This is a genomic window from Nostoc sp. CMAA1605, from assembly GCF_021596505.1.
Taxonomy (GTDB): Bacteria; Cyanobacteriota; Cyanobacteriia; order Cyanobacteriales; family Nostocaceae; genus Trichormus.
The window spans coordinates 16,816-36,967 of sequence record NZ_PJIZ01000018.1 but is presented as its reverse complement, the minus strand read 5'-3'; the positions used below and the strand labels follow the sequence as shown (position 1 = coordinate 36,967).

At 41.1% G+C, this 20,152-nt stretch carries 20 protein-coding genes, 1 tRNA gene and 1 pseudogene; 10 read left to right on the top strand and 12 right to left on the bottom strand.

The features are described from left to right. Positions 1-58 precede the first annotated feature (58 nt). Positions 59-1,585, bottom strand: coding sequence for a carotenoid isomerase (crtH, locus tag CV014_RS09120; RefSeq protein ID WP_236141735.1), 1,527 nt, complete (start codon positions 1,583-1,585; stop codon positions 59-61). Between the two features lie 382 nt (positions 1,586-1,967). On the opposite strand from crtH, the gene CV014_RS09115 reads away from it, so the two are divergent. The 3 genes from CV014_RS09115 (at position 1,968) to CV014_RS09105 (ending at position 3,349) form a co-directional block, all read left to right on the top strand. After that, positions 1,968-2,210, top strand: coding sequence for a hypothetical protein (locus CV014_RS09115; RefSeq protein WP_236141734.1), 243 nt, complete (start codon positions 1,968-1,970; stop codon positions 2,208-2,210). Positions 2,211-2,272: 62 nt separating this feature from the next. Next, a complete protein-coding gene (gene upp, locus CV014_RS09110) occupies positions 2,273-2,923 on the top strand; it encodes a uracil phosphoribosyltransferase (RefSeq protein ID WP_236141733.1) in 651 nt (216 codons plus the stop codon). A gap of 75 nt (positions 2,924-2,998) precedes the next feature. Continuing rightward, positions 2,999-3,349 (top strand): hypothetical protein, encoded by a 351-nt coding sequence (locus CV014_RS09105; protein ID WP_236141732.1) that lies wholly within the window; start codon positions 2,999-3,001, stop codon positions 3,347-3,349. 39 nt (positions 3,350-3,388) lie between these two features. On the opposite strand, the gene CV014_RS09100 is transcribed toward CV014_RS09105, so the two are convergent. Continuing rightward, a complete protein-coding gene (locus CV014_RS09100) occupies positions 3,389-3,547 on the bottom strand; it encodes a hypothetical protein (protein WP_236141731.1) in 159 nt (52 codons plus the stop codon). An 88-nt stretch (positions 3,548-3,635) separates the two neighbouring features. Between CV014_RS09100 and CV014_RS09095 the strand changes: the two genes are divergently transcribed. Then, positions 3,636-3,911 (top strand): YggT family protein, encoded by a 276-nt coding sequence (locus CV014_RS09095; RefSeq protein ID WP_236141730.1) that lies wholly within the window; start codon positions 3,636-3,638, stop codon positions 3,909-3,911. Positions 3,912-3,988: 77 nt separating this feature from the next. Here the strand turns inward: CV014_RS09095 and CV014_RS09090 are convergent, their stop codons facing one another. Continuing rightward, positions 3,989-4,453: a biotin carboxylase gene (locus tag CV014_RS09090; protein ID WP_236141729.1), complete on the bottom strand. Its 465-nt coding sequence runs from the start codon at positions 4,451-4,453 to the stop codon at positions 3,989-3,991. Between the two features lie 265 nt (positions 4,454-4,718). On the opposite strand from CV014_RS09090, the gene CV014_RS09085 reads away from it, so the two are divergent. Further along, the gene (locus tag CV014_RS09085) at positions 4,719-5,330 is read left to right on the top strand and encodes a hypothetical protein (protein WP_236141728.1); all 612 of its coding nucleotides are present in this window, start codon (positions 4,719-4,721) and stop codon (positions 5,328-5,330) included. 342 nt (positions 5,331-5,672) lie between these two features. Here CV014_RS09085 and CV014_RS09080 read toward each other — a convergent pair whose 3' ends face one another. The 7 genes and pseudogenes from CV014_RS09080 to CV014_RS09050 form a co-directional block, all read right to left on the bottom strand. After that, the gene (locus CV014_RS09080) at positions 5,673-8,264 is read right to left on the bottom strand and encodes a tetratricopeptide repeat protein (RefSeq protein WP_442946896.1); all 2,592 of its coding nucleotides are present in this window, start codon (positions 8,262-8,264) and stop codon (positions 5,673-5,675) included. A 72-nt stretch (positions 8,265-8,336) separates the two neighbouring features. Continuing rightward, positions 8,337-8,795 (bottom strand): hypothetical protein, encoded by a 459-nt coding sequence (locus CV014_RS09075; protein WP_236141726.1) that lies wholly within the window; start codon positions 8,793-8,795, stop codon positions 8,337-8,339. A gap of 222 nt (positions 8,796-9,017) precedes the next feature. After that, positions 9,018-9,689 carry a class I SAM-dependent methyltransferase gene (locus tag CV014_RS09070; protein WP_236141725.1) on the bottom strand — a complete coding sequence of 224 codons (672 nt, stop codon included), beginning with the start codon at positions 9,687-9,689 and terminating at the stop codon, positions 9,018-9,020. 485 nt (positions 9,690-10,174) lie between these two features. Further along, positions 10,175-11,700: pseudogene (locus CV014_RS09065) on the bottom strand (slipin family protein). 31 nt (positions 11,701-11,731) lie between these two features. After that, on the bottom strand, positions 11,732-12,322 hold the full coding sequence (locus CV014_RS09060) for a YdeI/OmpD-associated family protein (protein ID WP_236141724.1): 591 nt from the start codon (positions 12,320-12,322) through the stop codon (positions 11,732-11,734). A 391-nt stretch (positions 12,323-12,713) separates the two neighbouring features. Then, a tRNA-Met gene (locus CV014_RS09055) sits at positions 12,714-12,784 on the bottom strand. Between the two features lie 234 nt (positions 12,785-13,018). Then, positions 13,019-13,954, bottom strand: a complete 936-nt coding sequence (locus CV014_RS09050) for a carbohydrate ABC transporter permease (RefSeq protein WP_236141723.1) — start codon at positions 13,952-13,954, stop codon at positions 13,019-13,021. Positions 13,955-14,132: 178 nt separating this feature from the next. On the opposite strand from CV014_RS09050, the gene CV014_RS09045 reads away from it, so the two are divergent. Next, on the top strand, positions 14,133-14,774 hold the full coding sequence (locus CV014_RS09045; protein ID WP_236141722.1) for a hypothetical protein: 642 nt from the start codon (positions 14,133-14,135) through the stop codon (positions 14,772-14,774). A 225-nt stretch (positions 14,775-14,999) separates the two neighbouring features. On the opposite strand, the gene CV014_RS09040 is transcribed toward CV014_RS09045, so the two are convergent. Next, complete coding sequence (locus CV014_RS09040; RefSeq protein WP_236141721.1) at positions 15,000-15,455, bottom strand: MarR family winged helix-turn-helix transcriptional regulator; 456 nt, start codon at positions 15,453-15,455, stop codon at positions 15,000-15,002. A 7-nt stretch (positions 15,456-15,462) separates the two neighbouring features. Beyond that, positions 15,463-15,774, bottom strand: coding sequence for a hypothetical protein (locus CV014_RS09035; protein ID WP_236141720.1), 312 nt, complete (start codon positions 15,772-15,774; stop codon positions 15,463-15,465). Positions 15,775-15,860: 86 nt separating this feature from the next. On the opposite strand from CV014_RS09035, the gene CV014_RS09030 reads away from it, so the two are divergent. The 4 genes from CV014_RS09030 to rlmN all read left to right on the top strand — a co-directional run bounded on the left by CV014_RS09030 (position 15,861) and on the right by rlmN (position 20,090). Beyond that, a complete protein-coding gene (locus tag CV014_RS09030; protein ID WP_236141719.1) occupies positions 15,861-17,096 on the top strand; it encodes a bifunctional sterol desaturase/short chain dehydrogenase in 1,236 nt (411 codons plus the stop codon). 216 nt (positions 17,097-17,312) lie between these two features. Then, positions 17,313-17,813 carry a DUF6174 domain-containing protein gene (locus tag CV014_RS09025; RefSeq protein WP_236141718.1) on the top strand — a complete coding sequence of 167 codons (501 nt, stop codon included), beginning with the start codon at positions 17,313-17,315 and terminating at the stop codon, positions 17,811-17,813. A 173-nt stretch (positions 17,814-17,986) separates the two neighbouring features. Beyond that, complete coding sequence (locus CV014_RS09020; RefSeq protein ID WP_236141717.1) at positions 17,987-18,874, top strand: hypothetical protein; 888 nt, start codon at positions 17,987-17,989, stop codon at positions 18,872-18,874. Between the two features lie 148 nt (positions 18,875-19,022). After that, on the top strand, positions 19,023-20,090 hold the full coding sequence (gene rlmN / locus CV014_RS09015) for a 23S rRNA (adenine(2503)-C(2))-methyltransferase RlmN (RefSeq protein ID WP_236141716.1): 1,068 nt from the start codon (positions 19,023-19,025) through the stop codon (positions 20,088-20,090). Positions 20,091-20,152: the final 62 nt, after the last annotated feature.

The following is a 20,152-nucleotide window of genomic DNA, read 5'->3' as shown; positions in this document are numbered from 1 at the left end:
ATATTTGTACTGATGCACCCTACTGCCTTAATTTTGAATTTTGAATTTTGAATTGACCTCACATTCCCAAATCTACTGCGATGCGATGGGCGCAAGCAAACCCAGAAAACGCCACCGCATTCAAACCCTGTCCAGGAAATGTACTATCCCCCACACAGTAAAGCCCTGGAATAGATGTACGGTTAAAGGGCATTCCTATTAATCCCCACAATTTACGCCGGGGTATCGGCCCATAAGTCCCATCTACACGCCCCAAAAAACGTCTATGAGTGCGCGGTGTACCCACTTCTAAATAATCTAAACCTGCATCTAAACCAGGAAAAATCTTTTCTAGTCGGTCAATAACTCGCCAAGCCGCCGCTTCTTTCTTCGCTTCGTACTCTTTTGCAGACATTCCCTGCCAATCATCAATCCAGTGGGGTGTGAACGCATGAATGATATGATGTCCCCTGGGAGCTAAATCTGTGTCAAGCAAGGTGGGAATCGACACAAATAAAGTACCTTCCGGTGTCATCATCTCCTGCCAATTTTCCAAAATAATATGATGGCACTCCGTCCCCGTAGGTAAGACCGCAGCTTTTACACCCATATGCAAGCTGAGAAAGCTGGGAGATTTTTGATATCTTTGTTGCCATTTTTTCTCATTATGTGGTATTTGCTCCACTGGCAATAATTTTTCAAATGTATCCCACCGTGTAGCATTAGAAACTATGCGTTTACCCCCATAAGTTTCGCCACTGGCTAGCTGCACACCTACTGCGCGACCTTTTTGAGTAAGAATTTTTGTAACCTTAGATTGGTATTTAATTTTACCACCTGCTTTTTCTAAACCCTGTGCTAAAGCCTGGGCAATTTGTGCTACACCACCTTTGGGATAGTTTACGCCGCCATAGTGTCTATCGGAAAAAACCATCCCAGCGTTAATCATTGGTGTCATACTGGCCGGGACTACAGACCAGCAATAACATTCCATATCGATAAATTTTAATAATTGAGGGTCTTTAATATAACGTCGGGCAACATCTCCAGCATTTTGAGGGAGATACTTAGCTAAACCAAGACAAGCTAGAGGCTGTTGCAAAAATACTCGCAGGAGATACCGAGGTTCTTCTAGAGACAGTAAATCTATTTTGTTAAGACAATTAAATACTCGCCAGCATTCGTCATAAAAACGACGAATCCCTGTAGCTTCATGAGGAAAGTAAGCAATAAGATTTTGCAAAAATTTGTCATAATTCCTATCAACTTTTAAGTCTAAACTGTCAGGTAGATGGTAATGAATCTGTACGGGATCAGGAATACTTTCCAAATTAATATTTACTGCTTGGAGGGCGCGAGTTAGGAGATTTGTAGTACCTTTGTTTCCTAAGCCAAAGATCATTGAGGCCCCCACATCAAAGCGATAACCTTCGTGTTCAAAGTAGCCAGCACTCCCACCAGGAATGACATAACTTTCCAGCACTAGCACTTTTACACCTTTTGCTGCTAGCTGGGTGGCTGTGACTAAACCACCAATACCAGATCCAATCACGATGACATCAAATGAATGATCAAGGGATGAGGTAGTCCTAAAATTTGAGGCCATAGGAACAGCAAGTAAATAAAATTAACGCAGAGAATCGTATTTTATATTACTTTTGTCAGTAGAAATCAGGGTTAATTCAATAAATCATTTTGAGTGAAAGCCAATGGAGATGATCCCAAATGTGTCGTTTGGCTTTTCAACCTAGATAAATACTCAAGGTTTAACCACAGTCATTGGTGGAATGTGTTAAAGCTGGCTGGAGAATAAATAAAAATGTGCGTGATGAACTTTGTTTAAGTTTCTTAAACACAAAAAAGAGGGACAAGCCTGCTACCGCCGGCTAATCCCGTCTGCCGATCCTTAAAGAGAGGAGAACACTGATAGATAATATAACCTTGGTTGAGAATAGATGTCAACTGTTAATGCAAATTTATTGCAATAATTGGGGATTGGGGATTGGGGATTGGGGATTGGGGATTGGGGACTGGGGACACTTCGACAAGCTCAGTGCATCGCTGGGGACTGGGGACTAGGGATTGGGCATTGGGCATTGGGTTATCAGTTACTTGAACAATGTTCTTTGTTCCCTATTCCCTATGCCCCATTCCCATTCCCTATTCCCCATGCCCTATTCCCTATTCCCCATGCCCCATTCCCTATTCCCCATGCCCTAATGAATGACTAATGCCCAGGAAAGAGTATGATGATGTTTCAGTTCTCATAGAATAAAAAAGGCTATTTTTAGGTATGGCGGCACAACTGCGTGTTTATGTTCCTCCCCATCCTTTAATCAAGCACTGGCTGACAGTTGCCCGTGATGCTGCTACGCCTTCAGTTTTGTTTCGGAGTGCGATGACTGAGTTGGGGCGTTGGTTAACCTATGAAGCAGCGCGGGAATGGTTGCCAACACAAGATATTGTGGTACAAACTCCCTTGGATAATTGCCCTGGAACGGTGGTTAGTCCAGAAATACCTGTGGCAGTTGTGCCGATTTTACGGGCTGGTTTGGGCTTACTAGAAGGGGCGCAAACAATATTACCTTTAGCTTCGATTTATCACTTGGGTTTGGTGCGAAATGAGGAAACTTTAGAAGCTTCCTGTTACCTCAACAAACTGCCAGAACAATTTCACCCTCAAACTAGGGTGTTGATTACCGATCCGATGTTAGCCACGGGTGGTTCAATGATGATGGCGATGTCTGAATTAACAAGACGGGGTGTTGATCCGGCTTTAATTCGGATTGTTTGTGTGGTGGCTGCACCACCAGCATTAAAAAAATTGAGTGAGGTTTATCCTGACCTAATAATTTACACTGCCACAATTGATGAAACGGTCAATAATCAAGGGTTTATTGTACCAGGATTAGGAGATGCAGGCGATCGCATCTTCGGCACATAGGCTAGTATGCAGCTAGGGAAGGAAAATAACTCAAATGATCTAAAAGTAGCCGTGTTTCTTCAAGGGAATAAAGTTATGAGTCAGCGTGATGGTTTTGGTAGTGGTTTTTTAGTAGGGGCGATATTTGGCGGCGTAGTGGGCGGAATTTTAGGTGCTGTCATTACTTCTCGCCAGAACGAGGAAATAGTGGAAGAAGGCACAGAAATGATTAATAATTCCAAAGAAAATCAAAAAGTGCCTACCAAACGCCGTCAGATGCTATCTTCTGAGAGTGAAGGCGTAGAGATGGAAACCGCAAGGCGATCGCTAGAAGATAAAATCGCCCAGCTAAATGCCACAATTGATGAAGTCAGGAAGCATCTAGGGAACGTTAATGGCGGTTCTACTCAACCAGTTAATGATCGTTCCGTCAAGCAAGATTCTTAATTAGTCATTAGTCAACAGTCAACAGTCAATAGTCAATAGTCAATAGGGAGCAGGGAACAGAATCATTTTATTCTGAATTTTGTAGCAAGATACCGTAAAGTATGCGTGAATTTTGAATTCATTAGTCCCCAGTCCCCAGTCCCCAGCGATGCACTGAGCTTGTCGAAGTGTCCCCAATCCCCAATCCCCAGTCCCCAAGGTTATGATCTCCATACGCTATGACCTAGACTAAATTAAAATCTATAATAAGACCGCTTTTGACACTTAATAGGAAAATAACCCATCCATGTCTTTACTGATTAATACATTAGTTACTTTCATCACTATTTACAGCTACCTGTTGATTATTCGGGTTTTATTGACTTGGTTTCCCAGCATCAATTGGTATAACCAACCATTTACCGCTTTAAGCCAAGTCACAGATCCCTACCTCAACCTATTTCGTTCTATTATTCCTCCCTTGGGTGGTATGGACTTTTCCCCCATCCTCGCTTTTGTGGTGCTAAATTTACTCACTGGTGCATTGGAAACACTCGGCAGATTGCCAGCAGTGGGATTTTAATCCGTAGCTCAAATAGACGTATTAGAGACGTATCACAAACTTAGCGGTGCTACGTCTCTAAATTTTGGGATTTGAGATTATTTGCGAATTTGCGCGCTAAATCCAGAAGCTTTGAATTGCTTGAGTTTTAAAGGTAAAGGTTGAATTGCAGGTACAGAAATTCTCAATTCAAAATCACTGGTTCCTGGGGGAACTTCTGGAATAGAACCAAGGCGGGAACGATTTTGTAATATGGCATCATTGTTTGCATCATATATGCGCCCATAAATATCTGCATCGTAGACAGTTTTACGAGTGCTATTTTCGGCTTTACCAGTAACAATAAAGCAATTAGCAGCCCCGCTACCACTACTAGTTACAGCCCCTTGAGCCAATTCGGCTGGACACTCCTTATAAGATAAATTAGAGAGTTTAATCTGTGTTAACGCTACAGCCACAGGAGTCCATACCCACGAAATCAATGCGATGAGACAGGACATCAAGATGGCTGTAATCAGTCTTGAGTATTTGAAATTGAGTGCTAGGCGGATTTTCTTTTCCATAACTGTATAAGGTAGCAAGGAAACATAGTTAAACTTTATAACGTTGGGGATAGGGATTGGGGACACTTCGACAAGCTCAGTGCATCGCTGGGGACTGGGGACTGGAAGAGAACAACTATTATCATCTGTTCCCTGTTCCCTGTTCCCTGTAACCCATAACCTATAATCTATAACCTATTCCCCATAACCTGCTCCCTAATAACTAGAAACTTCTATTTAACTTTTGTAATAATTATTAAATCAGCTTCTCGATTAGTATTAACTTATGACACCAGATGAGATAACAACAGCTTTGCTAGCAGCTTTTAATCGTTGTGATGCAGCCAGCTGTCCTCTCACTGATAGGCAGAAGGAAATTTTACTACAATTAGTCGAGGAAATTTACAAGCAGTCTAAGTCTGGCAAATCAGATGCGCCTAACCCTCTAGATGAACTGACTCCAGAGGAATTAGAGATATTCCTAGAGTTTGTCAAGACGGAGGAACAGCAAAACCGGACTTGGAAGGTGCAGTTACTCAACGATTGGTTAAATAACAACGACTCAGGTAAGGTGCAGTTTATCCGAGAACGCTACGGTTTGCAATGGTTAAATCGTGTCGAGTCGTATCACTTCGATAAGTATGCCTATTTTGAGGATGCTTTAAAACTCAGAATAGGCGATCGCATTGAAGTTTCCAATGCCCTATGGGAATGGGTGCAAGATGATGGCCCTTGCAAACGCGAATGGTTTCTTTCGATTGTGATTCAGATTAATGAAGTTCATCAGGAGGAAGATACTTCTACTAGCTGCGTTGTGCGTTTCTACAACGGTACTGAATACGAGATTCAAGGTATGTATGAGTGGAATCGCTACAATTGGCGTTGGCCGAAGAAGTGAAGATAGTCATTAGTCATTAGTTGGTAGGGTGCGTCAGTATGAATAATCCCTTGGTATAGTTAGGTTTTCTCGCACTGACGCACCCTACTTACTAGAAGATTCTCCGTTGAAACAGGAACATTCTCACTGGAAACAGGAAAGTTCTCGTTTGAAACAAAAACATTCTCCTTTAGAACAAGAACGTTCTCACTGGAAACAAGAATACTTTAGTTGAAAACAGGAACATTCTCGTTTGCAACACGAAAGTTCGGGTTCTGAACATGAAACTTTGAGTTCAAAGCACGAAACTTGGAGATAAAAGCTAGAGTGATGAGGTTGGGAAGGTAAATTTTCCTGTTCTCATTAGAGATAATCGCGTAAATTTGCTAAATTCTCACGCACAGTCACAGTATGAGGATGATTCCCTCCTAAACTGCGCTCCAAAATATTCAAAGCTTGGGAATACAGAAATTCGGCTCGCTGGTAAAGTCCTTGGGAATGGTAGAGTAATGCCAAGTTGTTGAGGCTTAGGGCGACATTGGGATGATTGTCTCCCAGCAGGCATTTATAGAGTTCTAAAGCTTGGAGATACAGGGGTTCGGCTTGGTCGTACTTTCCTTGGGAACGGTAGAGTGCAGCCAAGTTGTTGAGGCTTAGGGCGACATTGGGATGATTGTCTCCCAGCAGGAGTTTATAGAGTTCTAAAGCTTGGAGTAAAAGGGGTTCGGCTTGCTCGTACTTTCCTTGGGATTCGTGGAATAGTGCCAAGTTGTTGAGGCTAGTGGCGACATCGGGATGGTTGTCTCCCAGCAGACGTTTATAGAGTTCTATAGCTTGGAGAAACAGGGGTTCGGCTTGGTCGTACTTTCCTTGGGAATAGTAGAGTAATGCCAAGTTGTTGAGGCTTAGGGCAACAAGGGGATGATTATCTCCCAGCAGGCGTTTATAGAGTTCTAAAGCTTGGAGATACAGGGGTTCGGCTTGTTCGTACTTTCCTTGGGAATAGTAGAGTAATGCCAAGTTGTTAAGGCTGGTGGCGACATCGGGATGATTGTCTCCCAGTAGGCGTTGTCTGAGTGCTAAAGCTTGGAGATACAGGGGTTCGGCTTGGTCGTACTTTCCTTGGGAATAGTAGAGTGATGCCAAGTTGTTGAGGGTACTGGCGACATAGGGATGATTGTCTCCGAGCAGGCGTTGTCTGAGTTCTAAAGCTTGGAGATACAAGGGTTCTGCTTGGTCGTACTTTCCTTGGGATTTGTAGAGTAATGCCAAGTTGTTGAGGGTACTGGCGACATAGGGATGATTGTCTCCGAGCAGGCGTTGTCTGAGTTCTAAAGCTTGGAGATACAGGGGTTCGGCTTGGTCGTACTTTCCTTGGGATTCGTGGAATAGTGCCAAGTTGTTGAGGCTAGTGGCGACATCGGGATGGTTGTCTCCCAGCAGACGTTTATAGAGTTCTATAGCTTGGAGAAACAGGGGTTCGGCTTGGTCGTACTTTCCTTGAGAATTGTAGAGTAATGCCAAGTTATTGAGGCTAGTGGCGACTGAGGGATGATTGTCTCCCAGCAGGCGTTTATCGAGTGCTAAAGCTTGGAGATACAGGGGTTCGGCTTGGTCGTACTTTCCTTGGAAATAGTAGACTTCAGCCAAGTTGTTGAGGCTAGTGGCGACATCGGGATGATTGTCTCCCAAGCGGTTTTGTAGTGTTGATAAACACTGCTGACACCAAGGTTCGGCTTGGGTATATAATCCTTGTCCTTTATAAAAGCGACTCAAGCCGACGAAAGGCAAAGTTAAATTTTCATCACTGACGTATTGAATGAGATTGTTTGCTACTTCAGCTATGTGTGGTATGGCAAGGGAAACAGCGTTAATTTCCTCAAGGGTAGGAGTCTGAGGAATTTCTTGAGCAACTGCTACCATTACCTGACAAAACCATCCCTTATATTCCTCTGCTTGCTCTAAACCTGTAAACTTAGATTGGAAAAATTCCCGCAGTAAGGGATGTAGTTGATAAATTCCCTCACCTTTGCGCTGGAGTAAATGCAGATTCAGTAATTTATCATCCCGAATTTCCTCTAACTCGCCCTCATATTCCTCTGTTAAGTTCTGTTCTACTAATTCCCAAGGTATGGGTGCAGATGCAAATAAACTGAGTACACAGCCTAATAATTTATCATTCTCTCCTAATTCCTGCCAACTCAACTCAAAGGCTGCTTGCACTCCCCTTTGTGCTGTCATATCGGCTTCTGGCTTGACAAGTGCAGGTTGTTCTAGCGGCTTTTCCTTTTCCTTTAATCGCCCCATCATTTTCGATATAGACAAATCCTGCTTCCGCGCCAGATATCGCCCCACCAACTCTAAACCCAAAGGCAAATACCCCAGCCATTCACACAACTGTTTTGCTACATCTAATTCTCTCTCAATTCGCCCTGGTGTTTTTGCCAGCAAAGACCGTAACAACTCCAACGCTGCATCTGGTTGTAATACATCTAAAGATAATTGCTTGATGGCTGCACCCAACTTTTGGCGCGTAGTCATCAACACTTTAAATCTGGAAGATGCGCCCTGTAGGTAAGGTTTGATTTGCTGGTAATCTGTAACATCATCCACCACCAGCAGCACATTACCCTCACGCCAATTCCGCCAGCAGTATTGTACTTGTGCAGGTAAATCAAATTCTTCTGGTGGCTTTAAATCAAGCTGAGTTCTGGCAAACTGCACCACTTGAACGCCAAAGTCCTCAACTTTCGCCTGTAACCAGCACAGTCCACCTTTGTAGTTTTCGTGCTGTATCATGGCATATTGCAAGGCGAGTTCTGTTTTACCCAGTCCACCCATTCCCAAAATAGCCGCAATGGCTACACTTCGACTACGCTCAGTCAGCACTTGGTTATTTTCCTGCAATAGTTTATGGAGTTGTTGCAGTTCTTCATCACGTCCGACAAATTTCACCACTCCACTCAGGGGTAAATTTTGCGGTATTTCAGGATTTAACTTTACCCGTTCCTGTCTGGGCGACTGTAGTCAGTTGTATGTGTTGTGCTGTTCCCCAATTGTAATTTGTTGGGCAACCATTGCCCCTTTTTCAGCTTGGATACTTTCTGCTAACTTGGCAAAGTTATTAACAATTGATGGCTGCGCTTGAATTTCTGCGGCTAATTTTTGAATTTCCTCAGCCTTGGGGGATTTATCTTGATTGATTGTCGCTTCTACTTCCCGCACCGATTGAGCAATATCGTCATCTTTATCGGCTGCGGCTTTCAACTCCAACAAGGCTTGACCATAATCTAACGGCTGCTGTGTGTCTTCCTGTGACGTATTGGCTAACAAGGGCAGCTTATTTTTCTGGCGTAGCTTGGCGATTAACTCGTTACTTTTTTCTATTGCTGCTTCTCCCAGCTTTTCGCCTGTTTTTTCTAAAGCCTTAGTTAAAACTATAGTAGCGATCGCAGTTCCTACGGCTGTTAAGGTTACTGGTTCCATAACTTAACAATAATATTACGAGATTATACTGATTTTCCTCAGCATAACAGTTTCTCAACAGAGAAAAAAGCGCAAATTATGATTGAAAAGTCAGAGGTTTGTAGTGAGAACTTTAGTTCTCTTTCCGAGATGTTCCGCGAACAGAAAAGGACTAAAGTCCTTACTACGAACTGAATCCTAGTATTTTTACATAGCGTGAAAATTCAGGTTCAGTATCACCTATCACTTGTTCCCTTGCTTTAAGGCTAGAGTCAAGCCGTCGCCTATGGGGACGAGACTGATATTAACTCGCTGGTCTTGTAGTAGTTTTTCATTGAAGGCGCGGATTTTTTTGGTGCGATTATCTTGGATTTGGGGGTCTGCAACTCTTCCTGACCACAGAACATTATCAATGGCTATTAGTCCACCAGGGCGGACTAGTTGCAGCGATCGCTCATAATAGTTTTCATAGTTGCTTTTGTCTGCATCTATAAAAGCAAAGTCAAATGTCTCTGCTTGTCCTGCGGCAAGTAAATTATCTAAAGTTTCTAGGGCTGGGGCGATGTGGAGGTTAATTTTATGGTCTACTCCTGCTTGTTGCCAATAACGGCGGGCGATCGCTGTAAACTCTTCACTAGTATCACAAGCTACTATCTGCCCTTCAGGTGGTAACGCTAACGCCACTACTAGGGAACTATAACCTGTAAATACTCCTATTTCTAAGGTTTTCTTTGCTCCTAATAATTGCACTAATAAAGTGATAAATTGTCCTTGTTCTGGTGCAATTTGCATTCTCCCCATTGGATGTTGGGCTGTTTCTTGGCGTAATTTAGTTAGTATTTCGGCTTCACGTAAGGAAACAGATATCAAGTAATCATATAGATTTGATGCTAATCCCAGTGTTCTAATTGTCATTGGTTGCTCATGGGAATTTCTATGAGTTTTAACTATAAAAATAAATTGAGTCTCTATCTAAAGATTAGTCATTGCTGATGTATCTTTCAATCTCCAGGACGATAAATACTAACTAGTAAACAGCTAACTTTAAAGCAGATGAATGGCTGAAATCCATCATCATCAGTAAGAGAGTTGTGTACTTGTTTTCGTGGTCAGATCAATAGTGTGTGAGGTGTGTGAGGAGTTCTTAATTTACGTACATTGGCCAGCAATTAGTACGTTAAACCAAATATCCGGGGTAAAAGACCTACACTTACTTTTAGTAAGTGAGAGGGCAAACAATTAAACCTTGGTTTTTATGAATCCAAGGTTTAATTTATATATGAAAATAACATGAACTGACTAATAACTAAATGTAGGGGCGGGTTTGACCAAAATATTTTTTTCTAGGGTGAATATCTCACATAACCCGCCTCAACTGACTAATGACTAATGACCAATGATTAATTGCGGTTAATCTGAATTAATTCGGTCAAAATACTATCTAAACTCCCATTAACTTGAATTTTCTCAATTTTTTCAGCAATCCTTTCTAATACTTCCAATTCCTTCAATCGTAACGCGATGGGGTTATCTTCCATCACCTTGGCTGTATTTAACATACTGCGAGTAGCAGCTGTCTCTTCACGACGACGAACTACGTTGGCTTGGGCGGCTTTTTCCGCTTCTACTACTTTGCTCAAAATTGTTCTAATCTCGCCAGGGAGAATGATGTCTTTAATACCTACGGAATCTACTGCAATTCCGTAGGCGGAAGTTTTTTGACTAATGTATTCAAAAATACTCTGGTCAATTACACCTTTATCTTCCAATAAAGCATCTAAAGCTTTTTCACCCACGGCAGCACGTAGAGCAAACTGTAATTCTTTATATAGATATCCAGTAATATCTACTAGTCCATTCCTCGCGGTGAGGGGTCTACAATACGATAGCCTGCTGTTAAGTTTAAACGTAAGGGGACTTTATCTTTGGAGAGGATGTCTTGTCCAGAGACTTCCAGAGTTTGCTGACGCAAGTCAAAGACTTCCGTTTGTAAGGAACGTCCAAATAGCCACCAAGCGTGTTTTCCTGGTTGTAGTTGTGTTTGAAACTCTTGATTGATATATAGTAACCCGATGTTTTGCGGGCGCACTTCGCAGATATGCAGAAAATTGCGACTCAAGACTAAAGTCTCTGGTAAACCAGAAACTAACTCTGTCACTAAGCGAGAAGACAATTTAGTCTCAGTGCTGATGTCAATTACTTCCACTTCCACACCCCGCCAAAATAGTTTGCGGCTGCATGGCGGTAGAATAGAGATGACTTTGCCTTGATAACGGGCGATCGCAACTTGGTGATTTTGTAATTGCACTATTTCACAATAAGCCGCCACAAATTCAGGATGTCGTTGAATTAGCGCGTCCTCTAGGGGAAATTCTGGATTCGGTAAAATCCGGCTGAGAGTTTTCACCGCCACACTTCTATTTACATCCCAAAAAGCATATTCTCCTGGTTCTAGTGGACGAACAAAGTTATTCTGCACATACAGCAATCCAATTTCATGTTCAGAAACTTGAAAAGTTTGAATTCCACTTAAATAAATTCCCCGTAATTGCTGCACAAATTCAGCAGGTAATTCTAAGCTTTCATTTAAGTTGAAAACATGAGATTCGACTTCAATAAAACCACGCCAAAAAGCTACTAGTTGATTAGGGGCAACACTCACCCAAGTTTGACCGCACCGCACTAAAGCCGCTTGATTAAATGCTGTACGCACTACTAATAAGTGTCTCTGTAATTCCTCACTGTGATTCCGCCATAAAAGTTCTAAATTTTCTATATTGGCCTCTGGATAATTGAGGTCATAGGTTTTTACCTGCCAATTCACCCCTAAATAAAAATAAGTTCCAGGAGTCAAGATTTTCTTAAAATCACTGCGATGATACAGAACCCCAATTTCATGAGGCTTGATGTAAAATGTTTTCCACATATAATTTTCACCTACTAATCAAAGTTAAAACTTAGAAAATTACTGATAAGGGACTTTTATTTTGTGCTGCTGAATTTATGGTTTGCTCAATTCGCTTCTTTCTTGTTTCTGGACGTTTCGCGCTAGTAATCCAAAAGAGAATATTCTTTTTGGTTGAGTTACTAAAGCCTACAAAGTAATTATTTGCAACTTCATTCACTGCTAATGCTTCTTGTAAGTCTTCTGGGATAATTAATTCCTCAATCGCGTCTAAAATAGTCCATGAACCGTCTTGTTGGGCGGCTGTAATTTTTACTAAACCAGCCTCCGTCATTAAACCTTGGGCAATTAATTCTGTTATATATTGCTTATTTAATTTTGACCACACACTTTTGGTTTTACGCGGCGTAAATATTTGCATATAACGCTCTGCATCTAGAGATTTAACTTTACTATCAATCCAACCAAAACATAAAGCTTCTTGAACTGCTTCACTATATCTAATGCTTGGTTTTTTACTTTTGACTTTATAGTAAATTAACCATACACCAACAGAACTTTGATGGTTCTCCTCTAACCATTCGCGCCATGCTTGACGATTTGCAGCGTGAAACGTTTCTAGTTGGTTCTCGAATTTTGACATGACTAAAACTTGTTCATCGGGAAATCAGTAAACCATAGAAAACATTATGCTACATATACTACATTATGTTTTTAAACTCTGCAAATGTAGGCGTTTACAGTTTAGTTGCGGGTGAAGTGCGTCTCCAAAACTGGATTAAGATAACTGCGATCGCCAAAACTACCCAAAGGTAATTTTACTATCGATAACAGTCATCAAATATACCGTTCAGTTTATCGGTTTTAGACCGGAACTGAAGGGACATACTCAAGTTAGGGAGAGAAACAATCACTCTAGCTTCTTCACTGCTACCACTGATAATTCAGCAGTAAGCCTACATTGCAGAGTTTTTAATCAAATCAAATTCGTTGAATTTGCTACTTTTACAGAGTAGTGTCCTTTCGGACGGGGGAGAAAGTGCAGGACTCGAACCTACAACCTATCGATTATGAGTCGATCGCTCTATCCAACGAGCTTACTTTCAGGGCGTTTGATGTAGGCAAAAACCCACTCCTATCAAACGGGGCGGGAGTAGTGACGCATCTGCTTTGCGGTATACACTCAATCCAGAGGTTGGCGCACCAGTTAGGTATCCAGAACCCACCCTATAGCTTGGCTGATGTATTACTATTCCACTACTTAATGTAACATAGGAGTCATCAAATGTGTAGGGGCGTGACTCAAAAATTATCTATCTAAAATCTAAAATTCGTAATTTTAAACTAGATTATCGCCCCCTGGTTGACTAACTATTAGTCGCAAAACAGATAATCCTAAAATGATGAGAAATAATACTAAACCAATGGTGCAAGCATAACTAATTTCCAAATTACTAAACGCTTGCTCATATAAATAGTAAACAATTGTTTTGGATCTATTTAAAGGGCCGCCTTGAGTCATAATGTACACTTCTTCAAAGACTTTAGTTGCAGAAATTGCAGAAATTACCGCTACTAAAGCAATATAAGGTTGCATTAAAGGCACAGTAATATCCCAATGTTTACGAATACCATCTGAACCGTCAATTGCTGCGGCTTCATACACATCAGCCGGAATAGATTGTAGTCCTGCTAAGTAAATTACCATGTAATAGCCTAATCCTTTCCAGATAGTAACTAACATGACACTAGCTAAGGGAATAGGTACAACGCCAAATAACCTAATTGGGGGAACACCATCAGTTAACCAAGGGATACCTTCTGGAAAAAGACCGAAACTTTTCAGCAATTCATTTAACAATCCTTTCTCTGCGTATAGCCACTTCCAAGCTATCCCCGCAACTACCATAGAAATTACTACTGGTGTGTAATATGCGGCGCGAAACCAATTAATTCCGCGCAGTTTTTGGTTCACTAAAATTGCTAATCCTAGAGGTAAGATAACTAAAACAGGAACTACACCCACAAGATAGAGGAAAGTATTTTCTAAAGTTTTCCAAAAAACTTTGTCTTCCCACAAACGCAGGAAATTCTTCATTCCTATCCACTGTGCTGGTTGACTAATATCTTCATAGCTAGTGAAGCTAAGGTAAAACGCCTGTAGTGCAGGCCAAAATACAGTTAAACTCAAGAGCAGTAAAGCCGGTAGTAAAAATATATAAGGAGTTAACTGCCGTTTAATCGATATCCAATCTTTAGCTGTTAATTGTGTCATTAGAGTAATTTATATTGACAGAATATAAATAAAAATTTTAACTTGAAGCTAGGTAATCAGGGAACAAGGAACAGGTGAAGAAAACTTTACTGATTTTTTTCAGAAGTCAAATATAAGTCCTATAGAAAAACTAGTATGATAGATTAAATTTACAGTTTTCCCCAAAAAGGAGTATTTTGTGCGAATCTATATAAAAATATTTACATCTGGTTTGATGATGTTGGGCATGATTCCTATGATTGGCGACGCTCAAGCAGCAATTACCAATGATCATCATATTACGTCACAAACTGCTGTAGCAAGTTTGCCTATTAATGCTGAATCGTCTAGGAATTCATTAGCATCAGAAATCGCCAAATTAGAGGGTGAGCGTGCTTTATTGCTATCCCGTTATTGGGACAATTCACCTCAAGTTGTAAATATTGATAGTAAGATTAAAGCTCTACATCAACACTATTTAAAAGTTGGTGGAAGTAAAGAGATGTTGAATCAGATATTAGCCAATCATTTAGTTAATAAAGTTGTTAATTTAGAAGTTGAAACAGCGTTACTGTATGCCAGATATCCGAAAGTATCGCCACAAATTACGGTAGCTGAACTAGATGTGAAAAATTTGCGCGATCGCTGGTCAAAAGTTATTGGTTCTAAAAGTAAAAGCACATTGAATAATGCTGTTTCTCAAGCAATTCAAAAGAAAATACTCACCCTCAAAGGGGAACTGACACAGCTACAGACAAGATATCAGAAAAATAGCATAGAGGTTGTAATAGTTGAAGAAAAAATTCAAATGTTAAAAAAAAGATTGTCCATGTATCGTTAACCAATTAATATCATCCTGCGATTAAGTAGAACGGTGTAAATAATTCAAGGTTTGTAGTGTACCCCTCCGGAGAAGCAAGCTACGCGCAAGCGTCTCAAAGAGAGGACTTTAGTCCTCTGATAAGGACTGTTCGCGAAGCGTTCCCGAAGGGTAGTCCTTACTACGAACTAGATTCCAATCTTTTTACATTACTTCACATAGGTTGGTTTTTTCAAGTCGTTCTACTTAGGGAGATAGTTCCGTTTTCTCAAAAACGTTTTTTAACAGCATCAAACTATGTTCAATTTGGATGATCTGTTCTGGTGTCAAATCCTCTAAAATATCAGAGATGTGGGCGCGAGTTTTATCTTGAGACTGCTCTAATAAATCCTTACCTGCCGGTGTTAAATTGAGGACTATCCGCCGCCGTTCCTGGGGATGATCAGTACGCTGTACCAGATGACGCTGCACTAGTCGCTCAATAGTGGTTGAAGCTGTCGCACAGGTGACACCGAGATGATCTGCTACCTCCGATAGTGAAGCACCGGGACGACGCTTCAAAAACGCCAGCGATCGCAATTGTGGTATTGAAAGAGAATCAGCACTATGACTCCGCATATCAGCTCGGATAAACCGCATCAACAATGGAATTGTGTCCATCACTCTAACTGCACATTCTTGGGAAGGTTTTCCGAGCTTCATGAAACTGTTATTCTCCTAATAAAACGCCACCTGTACAGTTCAGTTGTCCACAGATGACACTTAAACTTAAGTTAATGCTAACAAGAGAATTGTACAGTCTATCCCAACGCGAAGAGGAATTGGTGCAGGGGGCAGGGCGCAGGGGGGCATGGCGCATTGGGCATGGCGCATTGGGCATAGCGCATTGGGTATGGCGCATTGGGTATGGCGCATTGGGTATGGCGCATTGGGCATAGAATATGGGGAAAGAATATCCCTTGTCTCCCTTGTCTCCCAGTCCCCAATCCCCAGTCCCCAATCCCCAATCCCCAATCCCCACCAAATTTTAGTTTGCTTTGTAACTTGTTCTTAATCTATCCTGATCACAATATGAAAAAAGATTAAGACAAGTGGCGAGCAAAAAAAATGCTGGAAAGCTTCACTGAAATTACAAACAAATTACAAGTCAATTGGGATCTGGTAAACACTGGTTTACAGTTTGTTAGCTGGGGTTTATTTTCCCTCTTCCTCACGGAAATACTTAGAGATATCTACCATGCTTTGTGTCATAAAATTATTTGGCTGGGTAAATTCCACAATAAACATCACACTGCATATCGTCGTGATTTATCTATAGTTTCCCTCAAGGCTTATCAGGAATCTCAGCTGTATCACGACGTTTTAGAATCAGGTATTTTATTCACGGCATCAATTTTAATTGCCCTAATTTTCCGGCAATGGGGTTTATGGTTGGGGGTAGGTTACAACATTGTGTTTTTGTCTGCTGCATACTTGCGATATTCCCAAGGCACAATTGATACAGACTATAATCACCAACCAGGGCCTTTAGATACCATACCTTCCATGTGGTTGGTGAATCGTTCCTATCACTGGCGACACCATTTTGATGATGTTAATGCTTACTATAGTGGTGTATTTTCTTTGGTAGATAAGGTTTTGGGAACAGCCCTATCTCTCAAAGGTAAAACCATTGCTATTACTGGTGCATCAGGTGCTTTAGGACAAGCATTAACAGCAGAATTACTGAAGAAAAATGCTAAAGTTGTGGCTTTAACTACCAACCCAGATAAATTACCAACGGATAACGGTGTCAAAGTAATTTCTTGGCAATTAGGTAATGAAGCGGAGCTAAAAGCCAGTCTAGAAAAAGTCGATATTTTGATTATTAACCACGGTGTGAATGTTTATAGTGATCGCACATCACAAGCCATTAACTCTTCCTATGAAATCAATACCTTTTCTGCACTGCGGTTAATGGATATATTTATTGCTACTATCACCGGGCCACAAGCTAAAGCCACTAAAGAAATTTGGGTGAATACATCTGAGGCTGAGGTAAATCCGGCGTTAAGTCCACTCTATGAACTCAGCAAACGCACCTTGGGAGATTTAGTCACGCTGAAACGCTTAAATAGTGATTGTGTAATTCGCAAATTAATTTTAGGGCCTTTTAAAAGTCAACTTAACCCCTATGGCGTAATGTCCGCACCACAGGTAGCCCGTGCAATTTTGTTTTTAGCCCGGCGTGATTTCCGCAATATTATCGTGACTATCAATCCCATCACCTATTTACTATTCCCTATCAAGGAAATGAGCAATTGGCTTTACTACCGAATTTTTAGTAAGAAAGCTGCGAATTAAAATATAGAAATTTTACGAAATATTAAGTGTTTTGAGGGTGCGTTAATAACTGCATAACACACCCCGATTTTACTGATGAATTTTTAGTTCTTAATTCGGTATTATTTTTAATCAAAAAATAATATCAGCTTAAATAATCTCATAAAAAATAGAGATTGTACTCAAAAATCCAGCGAAATATTCTAAATTTCCCTATTAACATCACAGAGGATAACTATGCGATTACCCCTGATTCTTAGTGCCGGATTATTATTTTCTTTAGGAATGAATTTACCTGTGATGTCTCAATCTACCGTAGAGGTAGCCCAGATATCAGCGAATAGAAAACTGAACTTAGAAGCCAGAAGATTGAGATTTAACCGCACTTTATGGAATAGCAGAAATGTTGTTAACTATCGCTACACATTTAGTAATGGTTGTTTTTGTATACCTGATGCCAGAGGCCCTGTAGTAATTGAAGTTCGCAACGGTAGAACAGTTTCTGTTACTTCAGTAGCTACAGGTCAGCCAGTGAGTAATCCCGAATTTTTCCAAAATTATAATACAATCCCCAAACTTTTTAATGTGATTGGCGATGCCATTCAACGGCAAGCCGCAAGTTTAGATATAAGTTACAATCCTCAATATGGTTATCCCACCCAAATTAATGTCGATTACAATGCTCAAATAGCTGATGAAGAAATATATCTGACTATTGAGAACTTGGAAATACTTTGATAATTATCATCTTGCACTCAAAATATCTAGTCTGTTCTTGCTCTGTATTTAGCAATAATAGTTGATTTTAACTTCTCTGATTTTTCAAAAAAATTGGGGATTTTTTTAACGAAAAAATTTGTTGTACAGTATTCCATAAAATATAAGTATTAGGAATAATATTCACAACAACTATGTCTAGACAAATCCACATTCTGCTACAAACCACAATTCCCTCAGTTGAGGATGACTGGAATATTTCTAGATTCTCTCTGCTAAAAGAATATCTAGAATCAATTAAAGATGAAACAGGACAACAATTATTTATAGTCACAGGACGCGATCGCCTGTCAGATGCAGCAGGAGATGATCCGATTTTAAGTAGTTTAGACCAATCAGATTTTAATCAATTATGGTTATTTGCCCTAGATATTGGTGATGGGTTAACAGCCAAAGATATTGCCGGAATTAACGCCTTTAGAAAGCGGGGTGGGGGAATTCTTTCCACACGCGATCATCAAGATATGGGCTGTTCCATGTGTGGCATTGTAGACATTGGCGATTTGCATTATTTTAATACCAAAAATCCCGACCCTGATGATTCTCGCTGGACTCGCGACGATCCCCACACTACTTATATTTCCTGGCCGAATTATCATTCCGGTGCAAATGGTGACTACCAAAAAATCATCCCCGCCGAACCAAATCATCCCCTACTACAGAATCCTGATTCACCAACTGAGTTAGTTGAATTGTTTCCATCCCATCCCCACGAAGGCGGCATAGGTGTGCAACCAGACTCAACAGCAAGTGTCATTGCTTTTGGTGAAAGTATAGTTACAGGGCGGAAATTTAACCTAGTGGTGGCGATGGAACATTACATAGACACCGCAGGAAACAGATTAGGAAGAGCGATCGCTCATTCCAGTTTCCATCACTTTGTTGATTACAATTGGGACATTGACAAAGGTTGTCCTTCCTTCGTCGATGAAGCACCAGGAACAGGCATGAAAACCGAACCACAAGCCTTAAAAGACATCAAAACCTACGTGCATAACGCCGCCCTCTGGCTAGCAGCTTGAAACTCCCTAATCCCCTGATTTACTCAGGGTTTCTCAGTAAATCAGAGAAAAATGGCGATCGCTACCTTATGGTTTGAGGATGGATTCCCGACTAAATTAAGTTGAAGGTTGTAGTATAGAGATTCAGAGCTTGAACTTGTGATTTTTTATGTCTGCTACGCCCCTTGTTTCCTCAGCTAACTCAACCATTCCAGAAACCGCAACTTTACCTCCGTTACTTGGTGCTTCAGTGACGGAGTTAACTGCATGGGTACAACAGCAAGGACAACCCGCCTACAGAGGAAAGCAACTCCATGATTGGATATATCACAAGGGAGTGCGATCGCTAGCGGATATTTCCGTATTTCCTAAGCAATGGCGCACCGATGTCGCAGATATCCCCGTCGGGCGTTCTCAGATTCATTATCGTTCCGTTGCACCGGATGGCACAGTTAAGTATCTTTTGCAACTATCCGATGGGCAGATTGTAGAAACAGTAGGAATTCCCACCGAGAAACGATTAACTGTCTGCGTTTCTACTCAAGTGGGATGTCCGATGGCGTGTGATTTCTGCGCTACTGGTAAAGGTGGCTACAAGCGGAATTTAGGCAGACATGAAATTGTTGATCAAGTCTTAACAGTACAGGAAGATTTTCAACAACGGGTGAGTCATGTGGTATTTATGGGCATGGGTGAACCGTTGTTAAATACGGAAAGTGTTTTAGATGCGGTAAAATCCTTAAATCAAGATGTGGGAATTGGACAGCGATCGCTGACAATTTCTACAGTGGGAATTCGCGATCGTATTCGTGAGTTAGCGCAAAACCATCTACAAGTAACTCTGGCTGTGAGTCTCCACGCCCCTAACCAAGCCCTACGAGAAAAAATTATACCTAGTGCGCGCCCCTATCCCATTGAGGATTTACTAGCTGAATGTCGAGAATATGTAGAAATTACAGGTAGACGCGTGAGTTTTGAATACATTTTACTAGCTGGTGTGAACGATTTACCAGAACACGCCCTAGAACTAGCCAAGCGTCTACGAGGCTTTCAAAGTCACGTCAATTTAATCCCCTATAATCCCATTCAGGAAGTTGATTATAAACGACCGAAGAGCGATCGCATTCAAGCTTTTGTGAAAGTTCTGCAACAGCAAAAAATCGCCGTTAGCGTCCGCTATTCCCGTGGTTTAGAAGCTGATGCCGCCTGCGGACAATTGCGAACAAGTAATTTGTAATTACTAACTTGAAATCGGTGATTTATACTGTTTAAATACACGGGCTATTTCCTAAACAATAC

Bases quoted from the DNA above. Each gene is read 5' to 3' on its own strand.
- crtH (WP_236141735.1), bottom strand. From the start codon at position 1,585: ATGGCCTCAAATTTTAGGACTACCTCATCCCTTGATCATTCATTTGAT.
- upp (WP_236141733.1), top strand. From the start codon at position 2,273: ATGGCGGCACAACTGCGTGTTTATGTTCCTCCCCATCCTTTAATCAAG.
- CV014_RS09105 (WP_236141732.1), top strand. From the start codon at position 2,999: ATGAGTCAGCGTGATGGTTTTGGTAGTGGTTTTTTAGTAGGGGCGATA.
- CV014_RS09095 (WP_236141730.1), top strand. From the start codon at position 3,636: ATGTCTTTACTGATTAATACATTAGTTACTTTCATCACTATTTACAGC.
- CV014_RS09090 (WP_236141729.1), bottom strand. From the start codon at position 4,453: ATGGAAAAGAAAATCCGCCTAGCACTCAATTTCAAATACTCAAGACTG.
- CV014_RS09085 (WP_236141728.1), top strand. From the start codon at position 4,719: ATGACACCAGATGAGATAACAACAGCTTTGCTAGCAGCTTTTAATCGT.
- CV014_RS09075 (WP_236141726.1), bottom strand. From the start codon at position 8,795: ATGGAACCAGTAACCTTAACAGCCGTAGGAACTGCGATCGCTACTATA.
- CV014_RS09070 (WP_236141725.1), bottom strand. From the start codon at position 9,689: ATGACAATTAGAACACTGGGATTAGCATCAAATCTATATGATTACTTG.
- CV014_RS09060 (WP_236141724.1), bottom strand. From the start codon at position 12,322: ATGTCAAAATTCGAGAACCAACTAGAAACGTTTCACGCTGCAAATCGT.
- CV014_RS09050 (WP_236141723.1), bottom strand. From the start codon at position 13,954: ATGACACAATTAACAGCTAAAGATTGGATATCGATTAAACGGCAGTTA.
- CV014_RS09040 (WP_236141721.1), bottom strand. From the start codon at position 15,455: ATGAAGCTCGGAAAACCTTCCCAAGAATGTGCAGTTAGAGTGATGGAC.
- CV014_RS09030 (WP_236141719.1), top strand. From the start codon at position 15,861: ATGCTGGAAAGCTTCACTGAAATTACAAACAAATTACAAGTCAATTGG.
- CV014_RS09025 (WP_236141718.1), top strand. From the start codon at position 17,313: ATGCGATTACCCCTGATTCTTAGTGCCGGATTATTATTTTCTTTAGGA.
- CV014_RS09020 (WP_236141717.1), top strand. From the start codon at position 17,987: ATGTCTAGACAAATCCACATTCTGCTACAAACCACAATTCCCTCAGTT.
- rlmN (WP_236141716.1), top strand. From the start codon at position 19,023: ATGTCTGCTACGCCCCTTGTTTCCTCAGCTAACTCAACCATTCCAGAA.